Source organism: Streptomyces sp. NPDC045287 (assembly GCF_056432325.1).
In genome coordinates this window covers 228,278-252,427 of record NZ_JBWKJG010000012.1, presented here as the reverse complement: position 1 = coordinate 252,427, position 24,150 = coordinate 228,278, and the positions used below count along the sequence as shown (strand labels likewise).

Below are 24,150 nucleotides of genomic sequence, written 5' to 3'. Positions count from 1 at the left end.
GCGCGCCCCTCGGAGAGCGGCTTTCCCGATCTCCTCCCTGAGAACGAGGGGGCGGGACCCGTCCCCACCCTGGGCGGGACGCGACATGCTCCCTCACGGGGATGCCCCGGGGCGCCTCCGCCTGATGAGGTGGACGGGTGCAGAGCTCCACCTCGCGTTCTCCCTCCCCGCTCCCCGGTCGGCGCGCCGGGACGGAGGACCGCCTCACCGCCGAGCTGGCCGCCGTCGTCGCCGGCGCGCGGCGCAGGGCGGCGCGGGACGGCGACCGGCAGATCGACACCGCCCACCTCCTCCACGCGCTCGTCGAGGCCGACCCGGCCGTCCGCGCCGCCCTCGGCGGGCCGCGGGCCGCCCGCGTCCTCGCCTACCTCGTCCAGCGCAGCATCGGCTACGGCCTGCGCTGGCGCGGCACCGTCGAGGACTTCGGCGCCGTGCCCCCCGTGCCCGATCCGGTACGGTCCGCCCCGCCTCCGGTACCCGCTCCGTTCCTGGTGCCCGCCCCGCTTCGGGCGGTCGCGGCGGGCGACCCGCCCGGCTGGTCGCCCGCCGCGTCCGCCGCGCTGGAGGCGGCCCTGGCCCGGGCAGGGGCACGGGATGAGCCGCGGGCGCGCCCGCTCGACCTGCTCGCCGGACTCGCCGCCGTCCCCGACTGCCGCGCCGTGCAGGTACTGGCCCGCGCCGGTGTCGACAGGGCCCGGCTGGCCGCCCGGATCGAGCACCCGTCCCAGCACCGGATCGAGCACCCGTCTCAACAGGTGTGACCGCCTTTACGCTCCTGACGGTGGCCTGTCATCATGTGGCGATGCACGCGTCTCAGGTGAGAAGCGCCGGCCTGGGACTGGCCCTGGCCTCGGCGTTCGCATTCGGCGGATCAGGTGTCGCGGCCAAGCCGCTCATCGAGGCGGGGCTCGACCCGCTGCACGTGGTGTGGCTACGGGTGACGGGCGCCGCGCTCGTCATGCTGCCCGTCGCCTGGCGCCACCGCGACCTGCTGCGCCGCGAACCGGCCCTCCTCGCGGGCTTCGGCCTCCTCGCCGTCGCGGGCGTCCAGGCGTTCTACTTCGCCGCCCTCTCCCGCATCCCCGTCGGCGTCGCCCTGCTCATCGAGTACCTCGCCCCGGCGCTCGTCCTCGGCTGGGTCCGATACGTGCAGCGCCGCCCGGTGACCCGGGCCGCCGCCCTCGGCGTCGTCCTCGCCGTCACCGGCCTCGCCTGCGTCGTCGAGGTGTGGTCCGGCCTCGGCTTCGACGTGCTCGGACTCGCCCTCGCGCTCGGCGCCGCCTGCTGCCAGGTCGGCTACTTCGTCCTGTCCGACCAGGGCGGCGACGAGGCCCGGCCCGTCGACCCGCTCGGCGTCATCGCGTACGGACTGCTCGTCGGCGCCGCCGTCCTCACCGCCGTGGCCCGCCCCTGGGGCATGGACTGGGGCGTCCTCGCCGGCTCCGCCGACCTGGGTGGCACGGCCGCGCCCGCCTGGCTGCTGCTCGGCTGGATCGTGCTCGTCGCGACCGTGTTCGCGTACGTCACCGGGGTCGTCTCCGTACGCCGCCTCTCCCCGCAGGTCGCCGGGGTCGTGGCCTGCCTGGAGGCGGTCATCGCGACCGTCCTCGCGTGGGTGCTGCTCGGCGAACACCTGTCGGCGCCGCAGATCGTGGGTGGCGCGCTCGTCCTCGTGGGCGCCCTCATCGCCCAGTCGTCCACGCCCAAGGCCGCCTCGGGCCCCGTCGCGGGCTCCGATCCCGCGGCGGACGGCGGGCCCGCGCCCGCCGACCGGGACGCCGCCACCCGGACCGCCACGTAGGGAACCCGCGCGGCCCGCGTGCCCGCGGCGGCGGGTCTGGCGGGCGGGCGCCACCGCGTGCCGCCGCGTCCTGTCCGCCGGGTCCCGGGCTCTGGCCGCGCTTGCGTGGACGTGCCCGTAGGCCGGTCGCTTCCGGCCCGCGGCCTCCGCGGCCCGCTCGGGAGCCATCTGAGCGGCGCCTTACCGGCCGCCTGCCTCGCCGGCCCCTCTGCCGGGCCGGACCACCCCCCCCGTCCGGGCCGAGCCGTCTGCCGGGCCGGACCACCCCCCCGTCTAGGTGAGCCGCAGTCCGGGCCGAGCCCTCTGTCGGACCGAGCCGCCGGTCGGACCGAGCCGCAGTCCGGGCCGAGCCGCAGTCCGGGCGAGCCCCCGTCCGGGCCGAGCCGCCGGTCGGGTGGTGCCGCTCGTCAGGTGGTGCCGTCGGTCGGGTGGTGCCCCCTTCCTCACCGGGCCCTCCACCGCCTGCGCCGCGTCCCGCGGGTGGTCGAGCGCGGTGGGTGGCCTCCTCAGAGTGCGGCGAGGTAGCCGGGCAGGGCGACGGACGGGTCCAGGTCCTCGTTGGGGATCGCCGTGCCGTACCGCGTGGTCAGCGGGACCACCCCGGCCCAGTGGGGGAGCGACAGGTCCTCGGGGTCGTCGTTGGCTCCGCCGGTGCGGACCTTCGCGGACACCTCCGCCAGGTCGAGACTGAGGACGGCGGTCGCGGCCAGCTCCTTGGCGTTGGCGGGCCGGGAGTCCGCCGAGCGGCCGGGGACGACGTGGTCGACCAGGGCGTCCAGCGCCGCCCGCTTCTCGTCCGGGTCCGTGACCTGGTGGGCGGTGCCGTGCACCACGACCGAGCGGTAGTTGACCGAGTGGTGGAACGCCGAGCGGGCCAGGACCAGGCCGTCGATGTGGGTCACGGTCAGGCACACGGCCAGGCCGGGGTCGGCTCCGGCGCCGCCGTCCGCCATGCGCAGGGGCCGCGAACCCGTCGAGCCGTGGACGTACAGGCGCTCGCCGACCCGCCCGTACAGCGTCGGCAGCACGACGGGGCGGCCGTCGCGGACGAAGCCCAGGTGGCAGACGTACGCCTCGTCGAGCAGCGCGTGGACCAGCGCCCGGTCGTACGACGCCTTCGGGCGGCCGCGGGTGGGGACGGTGAGGTCGGTCGGTTCGTACGCGCCGCGGGCTTCCGGCGCCCGGTCGGCGGACGTGACGGTCTCCGACATTGCGGCCTCCATTGTACTAGTGCATAATCTTCTTTGTGCTAGGAGATTATCGGATCAGTGGGCGTCGCGCATCTGAGATCGCGACCAGTGTGGAGCGCGCGGTCGGCGCAGGTGATCTTCAGCCTGGGCAACTGCTGCCGCCGATGCGCGAGTTGGCGGTGGAGCTGGGGGTCAATCCGAACACCGTCGCGGCCGCGTACCGGACCCTGCGCGAGCGGGGCGTCATCGAGACCGCCGGCCGCCGGGGGAGCCGGGTGCGGCCCCGCCCGGCCACCACCGTGCGGGACGCCGTCCGGATCGAGGCCCCCGAAGGCGTGCGGAACGTGGGCAAGGGCAACCCCGACGCGGCCCTCCTGCCGTCGCTCGGCCCGGCGCTGGCCGCCGCCGCGCGCCACGACGACGCGCGGCGCGTGATGTACGGGGAGCCGCCGGTGGACGAGGACTTCGCCCGGCTCGCGCGCGCCGCGCTGGACGCCGACGGGGTGCCGGCCGGGCCCGTGGGCGTGGCCAGCGGCGCGCTGGACGTCATCGAACGCGTCCTCGCCGCGCACCTGCGGCCCGGCGACGCGGTGGCGGTCGAGGACCCCGGGTGGGGCAGCGTGTTCGACCTCGTACCGGCGCTGGGGCTGCGGGTCGTCCCCGTCGGGGTCGACGACGACGGGCCGCTGCCGGGCGACGTCGAGCGGGCGTTGCGCGACGACGGGGCGCGGGCGCTCGTCGTGACCGACCGGGCGCAGAACCCGACCGGTGCCGCGGTGGGCGCCGAACGGGCCGTGCGGCTGCGGGAGGTGCTGGGCCGGCACCGGGACGTGCTGCTCGTCGAGGACGACCACGGGCACGGCTTCGTCGACGTGCCGCTCCACCCGCTGGGCGGGGTCACCGACCGGTGGGCGTTCGTCCGGTCGGTCGCCAAGGCGTACGGGCCGGACGTCCGGGTCGCCGCGTTCACCGGCGACGAGGTCACCGTCGACCGGGTCCTCGGCCGGCAGCGGCTCGGCCCCGGTTGGGTGAGCCGGCTCCTCCAGCGCGCCGTCGTCCACCTCTGGGAGACCGGCGCCGTCGACCGTGAGGCCGTGGCACGCTCGTACGGGCAGCGGCGCGACGCCCTGATCGGGGCGCTGGGCGAGCGCGGCGTCGAGGCGCACGGGCGCAGCGGGATGAACGTCTGGGTGCCGGTGGCCGACGAGACCGGCGTGGTGGCGCGGATGCTGCAGGCCGGGTGGGCGGTCGCGCCGGGCGCGCGGTTCCGGCTGGCGTCGCCCCCCGGCGTCCGGCTGACCGTGTCCGAACTGACGGGCGCCGACATCGAGCCCCTCGCCGCGGCCGTGGCGGCGGCGACGGGCCCGGTGCCGGTGCGCTCCTACCGCTGAGCCCGCCGCCTCCCGCGCCCCTCCGGACGGGGGACGCGGGGCGCGGTCCCGGCGCGGCTCTGCGTGAGGGCCGCGCCCGCCAGCACGACGAGCGCGCCGACCGGGGTGTTCCAGGTGAGCCGCTCGTCCAGCAGCGTCACCCCGGCGGCCGTGGCGATGACGGGGATGAAGTACGTGACCATCTGACCCGTCGTCGGGCCGACCTCGGAGACGATCCCGTACTGGACGAGCATCGCGAAGCCCGTGCCCAGCGCGCCGAGCGCGACCACCGCCACCAGCGGGACCAGCGGGAACGCCTTCGGCCAACTGGTGAACAACGGTGTCACCACGGCCAGTTGCGCCGTCGCGAGCATCAGTTGCGCGCCCGTCAGGGAGAGGTGCGACTCGCTGCGGCCGGCCAGCGTGCGGCGCACGTAGATCCAGCCGATCGGGTAGCTCAGCGAGGCGAGCAGCGCCATGGAGGTCCCCGCGGCGTCCACGCCGGAGAAGCCCTGCCAGGCACCGAGCACCGTGAGGACGCCGAGGAAACCGAGACCGAGTCCGGCGACCCGCCGCCGCGTCGGGCGGTCCTCGGAGAGGGCGACCAGCGACAGGGCCATGCCCCACAGCGGCGAGGTGGCGTTGCAGATGCCCGCCAGGGTCGAGGGGATCGTCAGCTCCGCGAAGGCGAACAGCGAGAACGGCAGGGCGTTGAGGAAGAACGCCGCCACCGTCAGGTGCGCCCATGTGCGGATGCCGCGCGGCAGCCCCGTCCGCCGGACCGCCATGGCGGCGGCGAGCACCAGCGTGCCGAACAGCAGCCGTCCGAACGTCACCTGGAACGGGGCGTACGCCGACGTGCCCACCTTGATCAACAAGAAGCTGAAGCCCCACACGACGGCGAGGACCGCGAAGCGCACCCTCCAGTCGACGCGCGGCGCGCGGGCGGCGGCGAGGGCCGGGGTGGCGGCGGGGGGCGTGCCGGAGGGGGCGGAGGAAGCGGAGGGGGGTGCATGGGTGGGGGACGGGGTCGCTGTGCTCATGGTGACCAGCCTGTACCGCACAACCTCTTAGTACAAGTGAGATTTTCTTTTCATATTCGATTAGTATCGCTTACATGTTGAACCTGGAGCGCCTGCGGATCCTCGACGCCCTCGCCCGGCACGGCTCGGTCAGCGGCGCCGCCGACGGACTGCACGTCACGACCTCGGCCGTCTCCCAGCAACTGGCCAAGCTGGAGCGCGAGGTCGGCCAGCAACTGGTGGCGAAGAACGGGCGGGGCGTACGGCTCACCGACGCCGGACGGCTGCTCGCCGACCACGCGGCGCGCATCCTGTCCCACGTGGCGCTCGCCCAGGCGGACATCGAGGCCCAGCGCGGGCGGGTGGTGGGAGAGGTGCGGCTGGCCGGTTTCCCGACCGCCGCGCGCGGCCTGTTCCCCCGCGCCATCACCACGCTGCGCGCCGGCCACCCCGAACTGCGCGTACGCAGCAGCGAACTGGAGCCCGAGCACGGCATCCGCCACGTTCTGCGGGGGGACGTGGACCTCGCCGTGGTACTGGACTGGAGCAACAAGCGCCTCCCCGTGCCCGGCGGGCTCGCCCACACCGCGCTCCTGGACGACGCGGCCGACGTGGCCATGCCGGCCGGCCACCCCCTCGCCGGGCGCGCGGAGGTCGACCTGGAGGACTTTGCCGACGACGACTGGGTCTCCTGGCCCGAGGGCGAGTTCTGCCACGACTGGCTCGTGTTCACCCTGCGCTCCAAGGGCATCGAGCCGCGCATCGCCCACCTGGCCGGCGAGCACCACACGCAACTGGCGCTGATCCAAGCCGGTCTCGGCGTGTGCGTCGCGCCCCGCCTCGGTCGCGGGCCCGTGCCCGAAGGCGTCGCCCTCGTCCCCGTACGCCAGCAGATGCGGCGGCACATCTACGCGGTGTGGCGCGCGGACGCGGACCGGCGCCCGTCCATCAGGGCGGCGGTGGAGGCCCTGCGGGAGGCCGGCGCCGCCGTCGGGGGCTGACGGCCCGCGCCGCCCGCCTGGGCGCCTGCCCCGCCGCCCGTTCGCGGTGCCCGCTCATGATGCCGGTACGTGGTGCCCGTCCCGGCGTCCGTTCCCGCCGTTTGTTCGCGGTGCGGGTACGTGGTGCGGGTGTACGTGGTGCCGGCCCCGGCGACTGTCCCCGCCGCCCGTTCGCGGTGCCGGTACGTGGTGCCGGTACGCGGTGCCCGTCTCGGCATCCGTCCGCAGAGCCCGCCCGGCACCCGTTCGGGGCGCTCGCCCACACCGTCTCTTCGAGGCCCCGCTCACGATGTCCGTACGCGGTGCCCGTACGCGGTGCCCGCCCCGGCGTCCGTCCGCGGTACCTGTTCGCGGTGCCCTTCCCGACATCCGCCCGCGGATACGAACCGGAGCGGCGCGCCGCTCACCCCCCGAGGGACCTCTTCAGGAACTCCGCCTCCAGCCGCAGGTGATTGGCCACCACCTCCTCCTGCGTGACCATGTGTGTCGCCCCCGGCAGCGGCAGCACCGTGTGGGGCTTCCCCGCGGCGAGCAGCGCCGCGGACAGCCGCAGGGTGTGCGCCGCCACCACGTTGTCGTCCGCCAACCCGTGGACCAGCATCAGCGGCCGGGCCAGCCGGTGGGCCTGCGGCACCAGCGACGACCGCGCGTAGTTCTCCGGCTCCACGTCGGGGTGCCCCAGGAACCGCTCCTCCCAGTGCGTGTCGTACAACCGCCGGTCCGTGGGCGCGGCGCCCGCGACCGCGGCGTGGAACACGTCCGGGCGGTGCAGGACGGCCCCGATCGCCAGGTATCCGCCGTACGACCAGCCCCGTATCGCCACCCGCCCCAGGTCCAGGGCCGGGTACCGCTCCGCCGCCGCGTGCAGCGCGTCCACCTGGTCCTCCAGGGCGGGCCCCAGCCGGTCGCCGCGCACCGCCACCTCCCAGTCCCGGCCCCGCCCCGGCGTGCCGCGCCCATCGGCGAGCAGCACGGCGAACCCCTGCTCGGCGAACCACTGGGCGACGGCGCTCCACCAGCCGTACGCCCGCACCGCCAACTGGATTCCCGGTCCGCCGTACGGGCTGAGCAGCACCGGCAGTCGCGTTCGGGACGCCGGGTCGTGCCAGGACGGCAGGTGCAGATGCGCGCGCACCTCCCGTTCGCCCAGCGACAGCCGCGCGGCGCGGGGCCGGACCGGAGGGGCTTCGGCCAGGACCGCGATCCGGCCCGCCGGTCTCCCGCCGCGCAGCACCGTCACGGAGCGGCCCCGGCAGCTCAGGCTCTCCAGCACCACCGTGTCCCCGCCGACCGCGGCCGTGTGCACGCCCGGTTCTCCGCTCACCCGGCGGAACCAGGCGTGCGCACGGCCGCCCGTACCGCCGGGGGCGCCGTCCTCGGGGTCGTACACCCACACGTGGGTCTCGGTCGGCTCCTCGCTCCCGGTGAAGTAGACGCGCTCTCCGACCGCGCCCAACACCTCCCGGACCTGGAGGCCGGGCGGCGAGGCCGTCCCGCCGACGCGTATCCCGCGCACGCCGTCACGGACGTGCGCCACGACCGGCGCGCCGGAAGCGGTGCGCAGCGGCGTGCCGGGGGTGAGGGCCACCCACGCCTCGTCACACGTCAGGTGCAGCGGCCGCACGGCGCCCGTCGCCGGGTCGACGGCGAACACCCGGGCCGTGCGCTGGTCCCGGGTCTGGAGCTGGACGTACGGGCCGTGCGCGTCCCACCCGGCCGCCGTCACGTACTCGAAGCGCCGGTCGGTCCAGGCGCCCCCCGGGTGCTGCCCGGCGTCCGCCTCGGCCGGCGTGCGCACCGGTGCGCGCCGGCCGTCGAGGGCCACGACATGGACGGTCACCTCGGCGTTCGCGGTACCCGCCGACGGGTAGCGCAGGACGCGCGGCGGCCGGGTCGGGTCCGCCGGGTCGGCCAGGTACCAGCGGGCCACGGGCGCCTGGTCGACGCGGGCGACCAGGAGGGCGTCGCCGTCCGGCGACCACCAGTACCCGCGCCGCCGTCCCATCGACTCGGCCGCCACGTGCTCGGCCAGGCCGTACACCACGTCCGGCGCCTCGGGCACGGCCAGCGGCCGGTCGCCCACGCCGTCCGTCCCGACCACGCGCAGGGCGCCGCCGGTCACGTACGCGACGAGGGAGCCGTCCGGGGAAGGCCGCGGGTCCACGGCCGGGCCGGCGGTCGGCACACGCCACGGCGCCCCGCCGTCCGTCCGCACCGCCCACAGGGCACCGCCGAGCGTGAACACCGCCAGGCGGACCGCCCGGTCCACCGCGTACCCAGTGATCCCCGAGGACGTGACGCGGGCCCGCTCGCGCCGGACCCTCTCCTCCTCCGGCAACTCGTCGTCGCCCGCGCCGCCCAACGCGACCGGATCGGCGAGGAGCCGCTCCGCACCGTCCTGGAACAGCCACAGCCGGCCCACCGGGTCCGTGCCCGACCCCGTACGGACGAACAACACCCGTGCGCCGTCCGGCGAGACCGTGAACCGGCCCGGCACACCCAGGGAGAACCGCCGGGTGCGCGCGAAGACACGGGGGAAGTCGGGAGCCGCCGGCGACGGGGCCGGGGGAGGGTCGGAGAACGGAGAGGTTGTAAAAGTCATGGTCAGAGCATGACAGCCGCGCCGAACCAGCCGTCACGTGACTCGGGACCACCCCTGCGTGCGCGGGGACCACGGCAGAGATGCCACCGCCGCAGTCACCACAGGGGCTGGGCGGCCGTGTTACGGGGTTCCCGCCCGGAGGGGTGCTGGGTCCGCGACACGGGGGAGTCGGTTGCGGCGGCACCATGGCGGACGGGCGGTCCGCAGGAGGGGGCGGCTGCCCGTGGGGAGCGGGGGAGCCGCGTCGTCTTCCGGGGATGGCGGGTCGGTTCTCCGCTCCGGTCGGGGCGGGTCGGTTCTCCGGCTCCCAGGGTGGCGGGTCAGTTCTCCGGCCAGTTGTGGAAGGTCAGGCCGCCGGGGTCGTGCAGGCTGCCGTGCAGGCCGGCCGCGGGGTAGGGGATCAGGGCGTCGGGCAGGGCGTGTTCGGCGAACCACGCCAGCTCCAGGCACTTCTCCGGCTCCCGGTTGACCGGCTCGCCCGTGTAGGCGGTGGCTTCGTAGAAGAACCCCAGGCGGTCCGGGGTGCCGTCGCCCTGGTGGTGGACCACGGTGTGCAGGAGGGTCAGGGAGGCGGGGTCGACGCGGAGCCCGGTCTCCTCCTCCAACTCGCGCGCGGCGGCCTGGACCGGGGTCTCTCCCGGGTCGAGCTTGCCGGAGGGGGCGTGCCACTGGCCGTACCCGTACGGTCCGCCGCGCTGGGACAGCAGCAGCTTCTCGCCCCGCCGGACGAGGACGTGCACGTCCACGACGGGACGGACGGGCCCGGGCCTGGTGTCGTCGTTCATGGTCTCTCTCACTGGGGCTGTGTGACGGTGCCCTCGACGGTAGTGCGGGGGGCCGGTACGGCGCCGGCGATCACCCGGGCGACCCCCTCGGGGGTGAGACTGGTCGCGTCGACGGTCAGGACCGGGTGGCCGAGGCGTCGGAGGAGGGGTACCGCAGCGTGGTGGAGGTCCAGCCCGCACAACGGCCTCCGAACAACGCCCCCCGATCAGCGGTCCTGGTCAGCGGTCCCGTTCAGCGGCCCCGAACAACGCCCCCCGATCAGCGGTCCCGCACAACGCCCCCGGCCAACGGCCCCTTGGAGAACGCCCACGGGGCACGGGGTCAGGGCCGTCGCCCGCGTCGTGGTGCCGTGTGCAGGAAGGGGACCACGACGTCGAGCAGACCGTCCGGCGACTCCACGGGCAGCAGGTGGCCGGAGTGCGGGAACAGCGCCAGGTGGGCGTCGGGGAGGTGTCGGAAGGCGCGCAGCGCTTGCCGGTACGGCAGCACCCGGTCGCGGACCCCCCACACCACGAGCGTGGGCACGGTCAGGTTCCGCAGGTCGTCGAGGAGCAGTCGCCGCTGGCCGAAGGGCCCGAGGAGGCAACGCTGGACGCGCAGGGCCGCGGCGAGGGCTTCCGGTGAGGAGGCGGCTCTGGTCTGGGGCCCCCACCACGTCGGCGGCAGGCGCCACGGCCGGTCGGTGCCGACCAGGGACAGCCACGTGACGAGCAGTTCCGGGCCGAGGGGGATCGCGGGGGCGAGCAGCGAGAGTTCCCCGAGGGGGGTCGATGCCTGGAGGACCTGCCCGGGGTGGATGGCGCGCCCCATGCCGATGGAGCCGACCAGGACCAGGCGGGGAACGCGTGCCGGGTGCCGCAGGGCCATGTGGACGGCCACGGCACCACCGAAGGAGTGCCCGATGAGGGCCGCGCTCCCGATGCCGATGGTGTCGAGGAACCGCCACAGGAACGCGGCGGTGGCGTCCGGGGACGGGCATGCCGTGGGGTCGCTCTCGCCGTTGCCGGGCAGGTCGACGGCTATGGCCCGGTAGTGGCGGGCGAGTCCCGTCATCACGTCGCACCAGTTCTCCGCGACGCCTCCTTCGCCGTGCACGAGGAGGACCGGACGGCCGTGTCCGGTTTGGAGGAAACGGGTGCGCACGCCGTGGACCGCCACGCGGTGGGCCCTGACCGCCGGTCGGGGAGTGCCGTACTTCACTGTTGGTCCCGTCGGTAGGGGTCCCCCGCTGGGGCGCCGCGCGGTCGGTGGGTGGCGGGCGGGTCGTCGTTCCCGCCGGGTCTCCGTCTCGTCGGGCCGGTACCGGAGGGCCCGGGCCGGACGGCGGTCCGCTCAGCGCAGGGCTCTGGCGAGGTGTTCGGCGGCCATGATCACGGTCAGGTTGACGGGCACCGACGGCGCGTCGGGGAAGATGGACGCGTCGACGACGCGCAGGCCGTGGACGCCGTGGACGCGGCCGGTGGCGTCGACGACCGCCCGTGGATCGTCCGCGGGCCCCATCGGAGCGCTTGAGGTGGGGTGGTGGAACGTCCGCACCGATGCCCTGAGGGCCGGGTGCAGGCGGCCGGGGGCCGTCGTGCCGGGGCCGGGGAAGAGGCGGCGGGCGATCATCCCGGCGAGCGGGTCCGTATGGGTCAGGCGGCCGGCCAGGCACACCGCCTGGGCCATGCGTTCCCGGTCCCGCTCGTCGGTCAGCCACCTCGGGCGGATGCGCGGGGCCGCGCGGGGATCGCGTGAGGCGAGGGTGATGGTGCCGCGGGACCGGGGACGGGTCACCCCCGCGATCAGGGTGAACGAGGGGGCCGGTACGGGCGTGATCGGCTGCATGACGCCGACGTGGAGGTCGAGCTCTCCGGGCGGGGCCGACGCGCTCGCGGTCCAGACGGCAGCGGCCGCCACCGACCGCGGTCGGCCGGCCCACCACGGCCAGGTGAGGCACGGCAGGTGGAGGAGGGGGTGGTCGCGGTAGGCGGTGCCGACGGGCAGCGCCTGGACGACGGGGATGCCCAACTGCCGCAGGTGCCGCTGCGGGCCGATGCCGGAGCGCAGCAGCAGCGCGGCGCTGCCGTACGTACCGGCGCTGAGGATGACGTCGGGGGCGTGCAGCGTGCGGCCGTCGGCCAGCGCGACGCCCGTCACCCGACGGCCCCGCAGGAGGACGCGGTCGACGAGCGCGTGGCTCTCGACGCGCAGGTGCGGCCGTGCGCGCACGGCCGCGCTCAGGTACGCCATCGCGGTGTTGACGCGTGCGCCGTGCACGGCGTTGACGGGGTAGGGAGCGGCTCCGTGGGGCGTGGTGCCGTTGAAGTCGGCCGCCCGGTAGCCGAGCCGGCGCGCGGCGGACAGGAAGCCGGCCTGGACGCGGCTGAGTTCGCTCCGGTGCAACTGGTGTACGGGAACGGGGCCGTTGTGGCCCCTGTGTGCCGTGCACGGGGCGTCGGCGTGTTCGAGGCGTATGTAGTCGGGCAGGACGTCCGACCAGGTCCAGCCGTGGATCCCCCGGCGCGTCCAGCGGGCGAAGTCCGCGGGCAGGGCGCGCATGGCCACGGTGCCGTTCATGGCGGAGGAGCCGCCGACCATCCTGCCGCGGGGCAGGGGAGAGCGGCCGGGGCACGCGGCGTACCCCCAGTCGTACCCGGTGGCCCGGCCGATGAAGGCGCTGGACACGACGGGGAGGGGGGAGGAGCCGGGGGGAAAGACCGGGCCGGCTTCGAGCAGGACGACGTGACGGCGTCCGTCCTCGGTCAGACGGGCGGCGAGAACGGCGCCGGCGGTTCCGCCCCCGACAATCACCACATCACATGAATGACGATTCATGGATTTCTCCTACGGATGGAAGATGCCGGTTCACGGAAAAGCGGCAGGAGGGGAGTTGTGTGCGGCCCGCGGTGCGGACGCCGGTGAAGCGGAAGCCCCTGTTGTGCCGATGGCACCTGCTCGCCAGGGTGACGGGCGTCTAACTGGATTCTGTTACGCCCTTCTTGACATGTCAATGACTCCGGTATCACTGTGGAAATGCATCCACCTATCGCCCGGCTTCCGAGCGGCGCTGGTCATTTTTTGGGAAAAGCTGCGCCCGGACTCGGTTGCTTCCCTGTGCGAGGAGGACCCCGTGTTGGTCCGAGCAGCGGTCACCACTGCGCCGAATGATGTGTTTATCTTCCGGGAACTCGATATCGATTCCCCGGGCCCGGACGAAGTGCTGGTACGCATGGTCGGGACCGGGGTGTGCCACAGCGACCTGATCGTCCGCGACGCCTGGTATCCCGTTCCCTTTCCGGTGGTTCTCGGTCACGAGGGCGCTGGCGTGGTCGAGGCGGTCGGGGACGGGGTGGCCGAGGTGTCCCCGGGCGACCACGTCGTCCTCAGCTTCGCCTCGTGCGGATCGTGTACGCGCTGCCGCACGGGAGTACCCGCGTACTGCGCGGAGTTCCTGGGGCGCAACTTCGGGTGCGGCCGGCCTGACGGGTCGACGTCGCTGAGGTGGGGCGCGAGCCGGGTCCACGGCTTCTTCTTCGGGCAGTCGTCGTTCGCCACCCACACGCTCGCTCCGCGGCGGAGCGTCGTCAAAGTCCCCGCCGACCTGCCGCTGCCGCTGCTGGGACCGTTGGGGTGCGGCGTCCAGACGGGGGCGTGCGCGGTGCTGAAGGCGCTGCGCTGCGAGGCGGGGAGCCGGATCGCCGTCTTCGGGTCGGGGTCCGTGGGGTGCAGCGCGGTGATGGCGGCGGCCCTCGCCGGATGTTCCACGATCGCCGTGGTCGGCCGGAACCGGTCCCGCTTGCGACTGGCCGAGGAGCTCGGCGCGACGTGCGTGGTCGATGCGGGCCGAACGAACGTGACGGAAACCCTGAGATCGGTCTCCGGCGGTTCGGGATTCGACTACAGCATCGAGGCCACGGGCGATCCCGGCCTGTTGAGGGCGGCCGTCGACGTTCTCCACACGCGCGGCACGTGCGGCGTCATCGGCGCCGCACGTCCCGGAGTCGAAGTCGCCCTGGAGATGTCCGGGTTGATGTTCGGCCGGAAAGTACAGGGAATCGTGGAAGGGGACTCCGTCCCCCAGGTCGACATCCCGCTGCTCGCCGGTCTCCACAGGAAGGGACTGCTTCCCTTCGACCGCATGATCACGACGTACCCGTTCGAGGAGATCAACGAGGCGGCCGAAGACATGGCCGGCGGAAAATGCGTCAAACCGGTTCTGCTTTTCCAGGGGTGAAGATGGGAACCGCATTTCTTTTCCCCGGTTTCGGCGCCTTCTACCCGGCTGCTTTCTCCGGGTGCGGCGAGGCGGAAGCGGTGGCCGAACCGGTCATTGCCGAGGTCGACGAGGTGACGGCGCGGTACGGTCTGCCGTCGGTGCGCACGGCCCTGCTGGCCGCCCCCCGGGCCGCCGCCGACGCCGGTGCGCGGGACTGCCGCGACACCCGGGCCCTGGAGGTCTTCGCCGCTCAGGTCGTCTGCCACCGGATCCTGCGGCGCCTGCTGGGGATCCGGGAGCACGTGGTCTGCGGGCACAGCCTCGGCGAGTACGCGGCGCTGGTTGCGGCGGAAGGGCTGACGGTGCCGGCCGCGGCGCGACTGCTGTGCGAACGGATCGTGGCGGTCCGCGCGCACGCCGTACCGGCCGGGCGGATGCTGGCCCTGCCGCTGAGCCGTGGCCGGGCGCGCCGGTTGGCCGCCCGCGAACCGGACGTCGTCATCGCCGCCGTCAACGCGCCCGAGCAGGTGGTGCTGTCGGGGCCCGCCGGGTCCATCGACCGCGTCAGGGAGGCGGCGCTGGCCGACGGGGTGCGGGCCGTGCGCCTGCGCACCGACCCCTGCCCGCACCACCACCCGCTGCTCACCGAGGTGTCCCGGCGCTGCGCGGCGGCCTCCCGCCCGGTGCCGACGCGGCCACCCGGACGCCCGGTCTACGGACCGGTACTGGGCCGCGCCTACCTGCCCTGTGACGACCTGGCCGAGACGCTGGCGTTGCAGATGGTGCTCCCGGTCGACTTCGCCCGGGCGGTGCGGGACCTGTACGACGACGGCATCCGTGTCTTCGTCGAGTGCGGGCTGAAACGCACCTTGTCGGACCTGGTCGAGGCCAGTGTCCCGGACGCACGAACCTTCGCCCCCTTCCGGACCAGGGTCACCCACGAGCGCCTGTGCGACGCGGGCGCGGAGATCCGGGCCGGCACGACCACGGGAGGACCGTCATGCCCCTTGACCGCGACGAACTGATCGGCGAGCTGAAGACGATGTACGCGCAGGTACTGGAGTACCCGCCGGAGGTGGTCACCGACGACATCGACCTGGAGGCGGAGCTGGGCGTCGACTCGCTCCAGCACCAACTGGTGCTGGCACGGGCGGCGGAACGCTGGCAGTTGACGCTGCCGCCCGAGACGGACGCGCCCTCGCCCCTGACCCCCGCGTCGGTCGCCGACCACCTCCTCCGGTCGACGTCATGAGGGCGTCGCCGCCCGGCCGCCCGCTGGTGGCCGTCGTCGGAGCCGGACTGGCGGTCCCCGGGGCCGCCGACCCGGAGGAGCTGTGGAGGCTGGTCCGGCGCGGCCGGCCCGTCTTCCGCGAACCGCGCACCCGCTTCGCACCGGACGACTTCTGGGCGCGGGACCCCGACGCCGAGGACCGCACCTACGGGCGGGTCTTCGGGGAACTGACGGCCTTCACCCCGCACCCCCGGCTGGAGGAGCAGTGGACCGCCCCCGGACAGGGCGACCTGCAAGCCGCCTGGTTGCGGCACAGCCTCCTCCAGGCGCTGGACGCGCCGCACGCGCCCCCCGGCAGCCGGTTCGCCCTCTTCCTGGCCGCGACCACCGAGGCCAGCCACGAATGGGACGCCGCGCTCGCCGCCGACCTGGCGGCCACCGGAATCGCCCGCTACCTGCCGGGCGACCACGAGACGGCCCGTGTCCGGGTGCGGGACCGGCTGGAGGCGGCCGACCCCAGCGCGGCGCTTCCCCACCACCACTACCAGCCGCACGCCCTGGCCCGCCGCGCGATGCGGGGCGTCGTCCCGGACGGCACCCCGGTGCTCGTCGTCGACAACATCTGCCCCGCCGGGCTGTACGCCGTCGACCTGGGGGTCCGGCACCTGCTGGCCGGGGAGACCGACGTCGCGGTCTGCGGCGGGGTCAGCTCCCACGGGCCGCTGCGGCAGGTCTACTTCGCCAAGATGGGCGCCCTGACACCGAGCGGACACGTCCGGGCGTTCGACGCGCACGCCGACGGGACCGCCTTCTCCGACGGCGCCGCGGTGGTGGTCCTCAAGCTCCTGGAGCGGGCCCGGCGCGACGGCGACGAGATCCACGGCGTACTGGCCGGGTTCGGCGGCGCGTCCGACGGCAGCGGCAAGGCGATCTTCGCTCCCCGGTCCGAGGGCCAGATCACCGCGATGCGGCGGGCCCTGGCCGTCAACGGCCTGGATCCGGGACAGGTCGGGTGGGTGGTGGCGCACGGCACCGCCACGGTGACCGGCGACGCCACCGAGGCGCGTTCCCTGGCCGCCGTTCACCCGGGGGGCGTGGACGTCACCTCCGACAAACCCGTCGTCGGGCACACCGGGATGGCCTGCGGGGTGGTCTCGGTGATCCAGATCCTCAACGGGCTGCGCCGTGCCGCCGTACCCGCCCAGCCGTGCTTCACCACCCCGCAGCACACCACGCCGGCCGCCGTCCGGGTCCGGCCCTCCGAGCACCCGCTGCCGCCTGCTCGTCCCCCTTCCGGGGAGGGCCGGACCGGTGCCGCCCGCCGTGTCGCCGGCGCCTTCGCCTGCGGCCTCGGCGGCATCAACGGCCACCTGCTCGTCCAGCACCCCGACAGCCCCGCGGACGGACTGGTCTCCGGCGCGCTCCGGTCGGAGGACGAGGTGGCGCTGATCGACTGGGACGCCCTCCTGCCCGGTGCGCCCACCCGGCAGGAGGTGCACGACAACCTGGTCGCCGGACGCGCGCCGACCGCACGGCGACACTTCCCCGAGCCCCACCCCCTACCGCCGTTCCAGCAGACCCGGGTGGCCCCGCGCGTCGCCGCCCAGGTCGACCGGCTGCACCTGATGGCCCTGTCGCTGGTCCACTCCTGCCTGCACCGCCCCGGCTTCGACTGGCGGGAACTACGCGCGCGTACCGGCGTGTTCGGCGCGCATCACGGCCCCACCCGGCTGGCCGCCGACTCCACGGTGCGGTGCTTCCGCACCCGGCTGACCCGGCGGCTGACCGGCGGCGAAGGCGGTGAAAGCGGTGAAGACGCCGAAGACGCCGAAGCGGCGACGAGGTTCTTCGCCGCACACGCCGAACGCACCGCCCCGATCGGCCCCTACACCCTGGCCGGCCGCATGCCCAGTGTCGCCCTCGGCTGGATCGCCAACCGGTACGACCTGCACGGCCCGACCATGATGCTCGACAGCGGCCCGGACTCCGGCCTCGCCGCCGTCCACGTGGCCGCCGACCACCTGCGCACCGCGGACCTGGACCTCGCCCTGGTGCTCGGTTGCAGCACCGCACCGCCGGAGACGGTCTCGCACGCGCTCGGCGTCGACGCCTCCGACGTCGCGCAGGGACTGTTCCTGCTGGTGCTCGCACGGCACAGCACCGCCGAGAGCCGGGGCTGGCCGCGGATCGCAACGCTGCGCACCAGCCTGCTGCCGCCGACGCCGTACGCCGACGTTCCCCCGCCCCGCCCCACCTACCTGGCGGCCGACGGCACCATCGCCGTGCTGCGGGCCGCCCTCGGCGCGGCACCGGGCCCGCACCTGGTGACATCGGGCCGGTACGCCCCGGCGGTCACCGTGGAGCGGCGGACGGCCGCGACGCCCCCGAGGAGCAGGTGACCATGGAACGACACCTCACGGTCCTCACCCCCGCACCCGTGTGCCGCACCCGGCCCGGGATCCCGCCCCTCGCACCCGACACCGCGGTCCTCACCGACGATCCCCGCCTCGCGGCGTACGTGGCCGCCCTGCCCCTGCCGTCCCCGCCGCTCGTGGTGTGCACCGTCCCCGCCGGACCGGGGGTCACCCACCTGCCCCGCGCGGAGGAGGGGGCCGTCGGCGCCCTGTGGGACCGGCGGCCCGGCGCCGCGGGACGTCGTCCGCTCCGGCACGTCCGCGCGCTCACCGACCTGCGCACCGCACCTTGGCCGCAGCCGCCCGGGCAGCCCCTGCTGACCCTGCAGGAACTGCTCTTCCTGGCCGGCAAGCACCTCTCCGCCGCCCGCCCGGACGGCTCCTCGCTGGCCGCCCTGGTCCTCGACCCGCTGCGCGGCGGCGTGCCGCACCCGCACGCGGCCCTCCTCACCGGCTTCGTGAAGTGCGCGTCCTGGGAACTGCCCGGCACCCGCGCGTACGCCGTCGTCACCGACAGCCCGCGCCTGGAGACCGCGCTGGACGAACTCGCCCACGAGTCCGGCGCGACCGGCGGACTGCCGGTGGGGTACTACCGCGGGGGAGCACGCGGTGCCGAACGCCTGGTTCCGGCGCCGCTTCCCGTACCGCCGCACCGGGACCCCGTCGCGGACGACACCGTCATCGTGGCCGTGGGCGGGGCCCGCGGCATCACCGCCACCGCGCTGCGCGGCCTGACGGCCCGGGCACGTCCCGTGGTGTGGCTGCTGGGCAGCACCCCGGTGGCCGCCCTCGCCGACCGGGCACGGGAGCTCGGCGACACCGGCCGCGTGGAGTACCTGCGCCGGCGGCTCACCGACTCGCCGGGGCTGCCGGTCACCGAGGCCGGCGCGGAGTGGGACCGGTTGCGCCACACCCGGCGGGCCCTGGACACCCTGGCCGCACTGCGCCGCCGCTGCGGCGGCACCCGGGTGCACTACCTGACGTGCGACGTGACCGACCCGGCGGCGGTGCGGGCGGCGGCGGAACGGATCCACCGCACCAGCGGCCGCGTGGACCTGCTGATCCACGCCGCCGGCATCGGCAGGGCGCGGGCGCTGCGGACCAAGTCCCTCACCGCGTTCCGGGAGGTGCGGGCCGTCAAGGTCGACGGCTACCACCACCTCAAAGCCGCCTTCGGCAGCCCCGGTCCGGCGACGTGGTGCACCTTCAGCTCCATCGCCGGGGTGCTCGGCCTGCCCGGCGAGTGCGACTACGGCCCGGCCAACGACACCCTCAACGCGGCGGCCCGCTACGAAGTGCTGCGGGGACACGACGAACGGGCGCTCGCCTGGACGATGTGGGGCGACTCCGGACTGGGACCGCGCTCCGGCTTCACCGACCTGACCCGTCGCACCGGGCGCCTGAGCCTCCTCGACGACGCCGAAGGCCGACGGCTGTTCACGGCGGAGCTCACCGCGCCGCCCGGGCTCGGGAACGCCGTACCGATCTTCCTCGGACCGCCCGAGCGGCGCACCATCGACGGACACTGCCCCGGACTGGCCCTGCGGCGGCCCGCGTTCGCCTTCCTCGACTCGCCGACGCGGCTCTCCCTCGGCGAACCCGCCACCTCCGCGGTGTGGCCGATCGACCTGCGCCCGTACTCCTACCTGCTGGGGCACCAACGCAACGGCACCGCGCTGGTGCCCGGGGCGCTCGCCGTCGAACTCGCCGTCGCGTCCGCCGGACGCCTCCTCCCGGGGACGACGGCGAGCGAGGTCACCCGGGTCCGCTTCCACGCACCCATTGCCGTCACCCCCCGCCACACCCGGTACGAGCTGCACGCCACCTACCTGCCCCGCCCAGGCGGCCAGGGCCTGGTGCGCACCGAGATCCGGAGCGTCGCCCTGCCGACGGCTCCGCCACGACCCCGGCCGGGCCTGCACTTCTCCGCCGACGTCGTCCTCGGCGCGCGCCGAGCGCTGCCGCCCACCTCACCCGGTCCCGCGTCGCCCAGTGCCGGGTCGCCCGCCGGGTCGCCCGGTCCCGCGTCACCCAGTTCCGTGCCGCCCCACCCCGCGCTGCCCGGCCCCGGGTCGCCCGGTTCCGTGCCGCACGGTGGCCGCCCGCCGCGCCGCGGCGCCGCCGCCCGCCTGGCGCGGCCCTTCGACCACGTCCGTCTCTCCCACCTCGACCAGGACGGGGTACACGCCCGGTGCCACCTCGACCTCGCGGGACAGGATCCCCGGCACTTCGCGCGGATGGCGACCTGCTGGCTCGTGATGGACGCGGCACTGCAGACGGCGTGCTTCGTCGCGCCCGGACGCCTGGCCACCCCCCGTGCCATCCGCAGCATCCGCCTTTCGGACGGCCCCGCCAACGACCACGCCCTCGCCACCGGCGGCGCGGACATCACCCTCGCCGCCTCCCCCGACCGCCACCACGCCCACGCCGCCGAGACCACCGCGCGGGGGACCCGCGTGCTGGTGCGGATCGAGGGCTTGGAATTGGCCTGAACCACGAGCCGCCACCCCGGAAACCCGGACGGTGGCCGGCCCCCGCCACCACGAACGAGCAACGCGCAACCCACCACGAGCGAGCAACGCGCAACGAGGACAAGGAGGAACCCGTGTACAGAACCGCAGGGCTCGGCCGCGCCGTGGCCGACATGCTGGACGGCGTCCAGGAGATCGTCGGCGAGGTGCTCAGCGGCTACGAGACGCGCTACGGAATCACCTGCCGGGGCTGCGAGGAGCGGCCCGGAGAACGGTGCCGCCGACGCGACGACATCCGGTGGGAGGAGGCCGAGGAGTTCGACTGGGACGATCCCTGGTGCGACCGCCGCGACGACTGCCGGTGCGGGCGGCGGGAGCCCCGGTGCTGCGAGCGGCGGGAGCGCCGCCGGCGCCGCAGGTGCCGTTGTGGCGAGCGCCCCGACCCGTGTGACGACCGGCGTCGCGACCCGTGCGACGACCGGCTCCCCGACCCGTGTGACGACCGGCGCCGCGACCCGTGCGACGAGCGGCGCTGCGACCCGTGCCGGTGCGCGGACCGCTGGTGGGAGCTCCCCGACGGCTGCCGCGACGACGAGTGCCGCTGCGACGGGCGGGGCGAGCGCCGCCGCCGCGTCCCCTGCCGGTGCGCGGACGACCGCGACGGCGACTGCCACGGACACCGCCGCCGCGGCAGGAGATTCCCCTGGGGTCCCATGGCCCGCCAGGAATCCGAACGGACCGACTGAGGAGCGCCCGTGGCCACCGACACCACCCGATTTCCCCCGGGCACGCCCGAAGCGGACGAGATGAGCGCCAAGGACCACATGGTCTGGCGCCTGGAGTCCGGACGGCGGGCCCGGCCCATCATCGTCGTCGTCCTGTTCTTCGAGGACGCCGTGCCCTGGGAGGCGTTCACCGCCTGGCACGAAGGGCTCTGCGCCGCGATGCCCCGTCTGCGCGGCCGGGTGGTCCCCGGCCGCGGCCCCGGTGGGCGGCCGCGCTGGGTCCCGGACGAGGACTTCTCCCTCGCTCACCACCTCCAGCGCGTGGAGGTGGGCGGCAGGGGCACCCGGCGGGACGTCTTCGACACGGCCGAGGTCCTGGCCGAGATCCCGTTCCCCCAGGGCCGGTCGCCGTGGAACGGCTACCTCCTCTCCGGCCTGGAGGAGGGCAGGACCGCCTACGTACTGAAGATCTCCCACAGCATCGCCGACGGCATCCGGCTGCGCGAGATCTTCCTGCGGCAGGCCGCCGCGGCGAGCGCTCCCCGCACCCGGGGAACCCCGGCGGCCGGAGACCCGTGGCAGGTGGTCAGCCCCATGCCCCGGCCGGAGGCCCCCCTGCCGCGGGAGGAACGGGCCGTACCGCCTTCCCCCCGAGGCCGCCGCCTCCTCAAGGCCGCGCGCTTCCTGGGCCGGGCCACCCTCGACATGCTCGACCTCCCGCACCCCGTACCGGAGGCGGGCGCCCAGTTCCGCCGGCACTTCTTCACCACCACGGTCCCCCTGCCGGCCGTCAAGCGGCTCGCCGCCGCGTCCGGGGGCACCGTCCACGACGCGCTCGTCGCCGCCGTCACGGAGGGCTGCCGCCGCTACAACGCGCACCACGGCGTACGGCGCCGCCGCATGCGCGTCTTCTCGCCCTACGGCCGCCCGCCCCGGGCGACGGCGCACGACCCGCGCGGCCAGGGCAACCACTGGTTCATCGTCCGGTTCGCGGTCCGCGCCGAACTCCCCGACGTCCCCGCCCGCATCCGCGCCGTCCGGCGTGCCGTACGCGACAGCTACCACCACGACTCCGCCGACTGGATGGGCGCCATCGCCCGGCTGTGCCCCCTGGTGCCGCGGTCCCTCTTCGAAGCGGTGTTCCTGCGCCTGTGCGCCACCCACGAGTTCGTGGTCAGCAACATGCCGGGCCCGACGTCCGCGGCGTCGATCGGCGGCCACCGCGTCAGCGAGATCTACGCCATCGCCCCCACCCTCGGCTCGGCCGTCACCGTCACCCTCATGTCGTACCGGGACACCTGCCACATCGCCGTCAACATCGACCCCACCGTGATCCCCGACTCGCACCTCGTCGCCCGCCACATCTGCCAGGCCGTCAAGGAACTGGCCGACCCGGCAGGTTCCCGCCCGGCCGGCGGCGGGGAGACCGGGCGATGACCGGGCGGTCCGATCGGTGAACCTCGCGCGCTCCCGCCTGCTCGCCCGGATCGCCTACCACATCGTCCACGCGTCGGTCCGGAAGGAGACTCCCGGGACAGCCGGTGCGGTGGCGGGGGGAACCACCGGGGAAGCGGCCCACGCGGTGGCCGTACGGGAGGCGTTCGAGGCGCTCGGACCGCTCTACATGAAGGTGGGCCAGGTCCTGTCGACCCGCCCCGACATCATCGCCGCCCCCATCGCCAAGGAACTGGAACACCTCCACGACCGCGCCGCCGCGCTCCCCTTCCACCTGCTCGAACCCGTACTCGAAGAGAGCCTCGGCCGCACCTGGCACCGCCGATTCCGCCGCTTCGACACCGAACGCCCCCTCGGCACCGCCTCCCTGGCCCAGGTCCACGCCGCGACGCTGACCGACGGGCGCCGGGTGGCGGTCAAGATCCAAAGGCCCGGGATCCGCCCCCTGATGGAACAGGACATGAGGACGCTGCGCCGCCTGGCGCGCTTCTTCGCCAGGCGGGCACCGACGTTCAACGCCACCATCGACGTCGAGGCCATGCTCGGGGTCGTGTTCGACGCCATGCGACCCGAACTCGACTTCACCCTGGAGGCCCGCAACATGGACCGGGCCCGCGTCGCCGCCCGCCGCTTCAGTCTCGTCACCGTTCCCCGACCGCTCGACGCCACCCCCAAGGTCCTCATCCAGAGCCTCGCCGCGGGCACCAGCATCCGCGACGCGAACCCGGCGCGCTTCACGCGGGACGAGCGCCGGGCCATCGGGCACCAACTGCTCGCCTTCATGTTCCACGGCTACTTCACCGACATGACCTTCCACGCCGACCCCCACCCGGGCAACATCCTCGTCGCCGCCGGCCGCCCGGCCACCATCATCGACTGGGGCATGATCGGGCACATCGACCGCCGGCAGAGCATGTCCCTGATGCTCGGACTGCTCAGCCTCTCCCAGAACGACGGCCACGCACTCGCCAAGGCGTGGGTGGAGATGGGCAAGGTCACCCCCTGGGCCGACGTCTCGGCCTTCACCCAGGACATGGCCGCGCTCGTACCCAAGATCGCCTCGGCCTCGCTGGAGGAGCTCAACTTCGGCGCGGCCCTCACCTCCGTCCTCGCCAGCTCCACCCGCCGGGGCATCCAGACCAGTTCCACGATCTCCATCCTGGGCAAGTCCTTCGCCAACGCCGAGGGCTCCGTGCGCTGCCTGGCCCCGGAGCTGTCCGTGACCGACGTCTTCCGCAGGGAGGTCCGCGGGATCGTCGCCGCGTACCTGCGGGAAGCCTCGTCGGACCAGCAGGCCGCCCGCACCCTGATGGAGGAGCTCATCAGCAGCCTGTCCATGCCCGGCGAGATCCGCGGCATCATCCGCGACCTCTCCCACCAGGACCTGACCCTCCAGGTGGCCCACGCCGCCAAGCAGCGCCTCTCGCCGCGCGACGACCGGGCCGACGCACGTCTGCGCCGAGCCCTCCAGGCGGCCGGCCTCGCCGCCCTGATCTGGCGGGCGGCACAACGCCGCCGGCCGTGAACGCCCCGGCCCGCGGTGCCGCCCCCGCAGGCCGGCACACCGGTGCTCCGAGACCGCCCACCGCGCGGGCCGACCCGTCGCCGTCCCGAGACGATCACCGGCCGCGGCAACCCGCCGGAGCCGCGTTCACGTACGCGCCTGCGGCACCCACCACGACCACCTCCGCCTCACGGAGCCACGGGCGACCACGCCATGGCCTCCGGCCCCGGCGCCGCCCGGGGAGTCCTGCGCGCCCTCGGCGGACGGACCCTCCCGGACAACCCTGGCCCCGGCGACCTGTGGACGGACCCCGCCTACCAGCCGATCCCTTCCCCCACGTCCTCGTGAGGGCGCGCCGCGGGCGGCGGGCCCCTGCCGCC

Annotated in this window: 18 protein-coding genes; 12 read left to right on the top strand and 6 right to left on the bottom strand. The window is 74.9% G+C overall.

The window, feature by feature from the left end; translation table 11 throughout:
- Window positions 1–137: 137 nt before the first annotated feature.
- On the top strand, window positions 138–761 hold the full coding sequence (locus AC07D6_RS21320) for a peptidase (RefSeq protein WP_479046568.1): 624 nt from the start codon (window positions 138–140) through the stop codon (window positions 759–761).
- Window positions 762–802: 41 nt separating this feature from the next.
- The gene (locus AC07D6_RS21315) at window positions 803–1,801 is read left to right on the top strand and encodes an EamA family transporter (protein WP_479046566.1); all 999 of its coding nucleotides are present in this window, start codon (window positions 803–805) and stop codon (window positions 1,799–1,801) included.
- 506 nt (window positions 1,802–2,307) lie between these two features.
- Here AC07D6_RS21315 and AC07D6_RS21310 read toward each other — a convergent pair.
- A complete protein-coding gene (locus AC07D6_RS21310; protein WP_479046564.1) occupies window positions 2,308–3,012 on the bottom strand; it encodes a pyridoxamine 5'-phosphate oxidase family protein in 705 nt (234 codons plus the stop codon).
- A 35-nt stretch (window positions 3,013–3,047) separates the two neighbouring features.
- Here AC07D6_RS21310 and AC07D6_RS21305 point away from each other — a divergent pair, with 35 nt between their 5' ends.
- Complete coding sequence (locus AC07D6_RS21305; RefSeq protein ID WP_479046561.1) at window positions 3,048–4,382, top strand: aminotransferase class I/II-fold pyridoxal phosphate-dependent enzyme; 1,335 nt, start codon at window positions 3,048–3,050, stop codon at window positions 4,380–4,382.
- On the opposite strand, the gene AC07D6_RS21300 is transcribed toward AC07D6_RS21305, so the two are convergent.
- Window positions 4,373–5,404 (bottom strand): DMT family transporter, encoded by a 1,032-nt coding sequence (locus AC07D6_RS21300; RefSeq protein WP_479046559.1) that lies wholly within the window; start codon window positions 5,402–5,404, stop codon window positions 4,373–4,375. The two genes, AC07D6_RS21305 and AC07D6_RS21300, sit on opposite strands and share 10 nt — an antisense overlap.
- Window positions 5,405–5,478: 74 nt before the next feature.
- On the opposite strand from AC07D6_RS21300, the gene AC07D6_RS21295 reads away from it, so the two are divergent.
- Window positions 5,479–6,384, top strand: coding sequence for a LysR family transcriptional regulator (locus AC07D6_RS21295; protein WP_315878224.1), 906 nt, complete (start codon window positions 5,479–5,481; stop codon window positions 6,382–6,384).
- A 403-nt stretch (window positions 6,385–6,787) separates the two neighbouring features.
- Here the strand turns inward: AC07D6_RS21295 and AC07D6_RS21290 are convergent, their stop codons facing one another.
- The 4 genes from AC07D6_RS21290 to AC07D6_RS21275 all read right to left on the bottom strand — a co-directional run bounded on the left by AC07D6_RS21290 (window position 6,788) and on the right by AC07D6_RS21275 (window position 12,589).
- Window positions 6,788–8,986 (bottom strand): S9 family peptidase, encoded by a 2,199-nt coding sequence (locus AC07D6_RS21290; protein ID WP_479046556.1) that lies wholly within the window; start codon window positions 8,984–8,986, stop codon window positions 6,788–6,790.
- Window positions 8,987–9,306: 320 nt separating this feature from the next.
- Window positions 9,307–9,771 (bottom strand): NUDIX hydrolase, encoded by a 465-nt coding sequence (locus tag AC07D6_RS21285; RefSeq protein ID WP_479046553.1) that lies wholly within the window; start codon window positions 9,769–9,771, stop codon window positions 9,307–9,309.
- Between the two features lie 322 nt (window positions 9,772–10,093).
- Window positions 10,094–10,867, bottom strand: coding sequence for an alpha/beta fold hydrolase (locus AC07D6_RS21280; RefSeq protein ID WP_479046550.1), 774 nt, complete (start codon window positions 10,865–10,867; stop codon window positions 10,094–10,096).
- Between the two features lie 237 nt (window positions 10,868–11,104).
- Window positions 11,105–12,589, bottom strand: a complete 1,485-nt coding sequence (locus AC07D6_RS21275) for a GMC family oxidoreductase (RefSeq protein ID WP_479046548.1) — start codon at window positions 12,587–12,589, stop codon at window positions 11,105–11,107.
- 295 nt (window positions 12,590–12,884) lie between these two features.
- Here AC07D6_RS21275 and AC07D6_RS21270 point away from each other — a divergent pair, with 295 nt between their 5' ends.
- The 8 genes from AC07D6_RS21270 (at window position 12,885) to AC07D6_RS21235 (ending at window position 23,791) form a co-directional block, all read left to right on the top strand.
- Complete coding sequence (locus AC07D6_RS21270; RefSeq protein WP_479046545.1) at window positions 12,885–13,988, top strand: NAD(P)-dependent alcohol dehydrogenase; 1,104 nt, start codon at window positions 12,885–12,887, stop codon at window positions 13,986–13,988.
- A gap of 2 nt (window positions 13,989–13,990) precedes the next feature.
- Window positions 13,991–14,995, top strand: coding sequence for an ACP S-malonyltransferase (locus tag AC07D6_RS21265; RefSeq protein WP_479046543.1), 1,005 nt, complete (start codon window positions 13,991–13,993; stop codon window positions 14,993–14,995).
- Window positions 14,971–15,222 (top strand): acyl carrier protein, encoded by a 252-nt coding sequence (locus tag AC07D6_RS21260; protein WP_479046541.1) that lies wholly within the window; start codon window positions 14,971–14,973, stop codon window positions 15,220–15,222. Before AC07D6_RS21265 ends, AC07D6_RS21260 begins: the two co-directional genes overlap by 25 nt.
- Window positions 15,219–17,600: a beta-ketoacyl synthase N-terminal-like domain-containing protein gene (locus AC07D6_RS21255; RefSeq protein WP_479046539.1), complete on the top strand. Its 2,382-nt coding sequence runs from the start codon at window positions 15,219–15,221 to the stop codon at window positions 17,598–17,600. Before AC07D6_RS21260 ends, AC07D6_RS21255 begins: the two co-directional genes overlap by 4 nt.
- 2 nt (window positions 17,601–17,602) lie before the next feature.
- Complete coding sequence (locus tag AC07D6_RS21250) at window positions 17,603–20,107, top strand: SDR family oxidoreductase (RefSeq protein ID WP_479046536.1); 2,505 nt, start codon at window positions 17,603–17,605, stop codon at window positions 20,105–20,107.
- Window positions 20,108–20,220: 113 nt separating this feature from the next.
- A complete protein-coding gene (locus AC07D6_RS21245; RefSeq protein ID WP_479046534.1) occupies window positions 20,221–20,832 on the top strand; it encodes a hypothetical protein in 612 nt (203 codons plus the stop codon).
- 9 nt (window positions 20,833–20,841) lie between these two features.
- A complete protein-coding gene (locus tag AC07D6_RS21240; RefSeq protein ID WP_479046532.1) occupies window positions 20,842–22,248 on the top strand; it encodes a wax ester/triacylglycerol synthase domain-containing protein in 1,407 nt (468 codons plus the stop codon).
- A 16-nt stretch (window positions 22,249–22,264) separates the two neighbouring features.
- Entirely contained in the window at window positions 22,265–23,791 is a 1,527-nt protein-coding gene (locus AC07D6_RS21235; protein ID WP_479046530.1) for an ABC1 kinase family protein, read from the top strand.
- Window positions 23,792–24,150: the final 359 nt, after the last annotated feature.

What these genes read in the sequence shown, in the direction of transcription:
- AC07D6_RS21315 (WP_479046566.1), top strand. Translation starts at nt 803, where the DNA reads ATGCACGCGTCTCAGGTGAGAAGCGCCGGCCTGGGACTGGCCCTGGCC.
- AC07D6_RS21310 (WP_479046564.1), bottom strand. Translation starts at nt 3,012, where the DNA reads ATGTCGGAGACCGTCACGTCCGCCGACCGGGCGCCGGAAGCCCGCGGC.
- AC07D6_RS21300 (WP_479046559.1), bottom strand. Translation starts at nt 5,404, where the DNA reads ATGAGCACAGCGACCCCGTCCCCCACCCATGCACCCCCCTCCGCTTCC.
- AC07D6_RS21295 (WP_315878224.1), top strand. Translation starts at nt 5,479, where the DNA reads ATGTTGAACCTGGAGCGCCTGCGGATCCTCGACGCCCTCGCCCGGCAC.
- AC07D6_RS21290 (WP_479046556.1), bottom strand. Translation starts at nt 8,986, where the DNA reads ATGACTTTTACAACCTCTCCGTTCTCCGACCCTCCCCCGGCCCCGTCG.
- AC07D6_RS21285 (WP_479046553.1), bottom strand. Translation starts at nt 9,771, where the DNA reads ATGAACGACGACACCAGGCCCGGGCCCGTCCGTCCCGTCGTGGACGTG.
- AC07D6_RS21275 (WP_479046548.1), bottom strand. Translation starts at nt 12,589, where the DNA reads ATGAATCGTCATTCATGTGATGTGGTGATTGTCGGGGGCGGAACCGCC.
- AC07D6_RS21265 (WP_479046543.1), top strand. Translation starts at nt 13,991, where the DNA reads ATGGGAACCGCATTTCTTTTCCCCGGTTTCGGCGCCTTCTACCCGGCT.
- AC07D6_RS21260 (WP_479046541.1), top strand. Translation starts at nt 14,971, where the DNA reads ATGCCCCTTGACCGCGACGAACTGATCGGCGAGCTGAAGACGATGTAC.
- AC07D6_RS21255 (WP_479046539.1), top strand. Translation starts at nt 15,219, where the DNA reads ATGAGGGCGTCGCCGCCCGGCCGCCCGCTGGTGGCCGTCGTCGGAGCC.
- AC07D6_RS21250 (WP_479046536.1), top strand. Translation starts at nt 17,603, where the DNA reads ATGGAACGACACCTCACGGTCCTCACCCCCGCACCCGTGTGCCGCACC.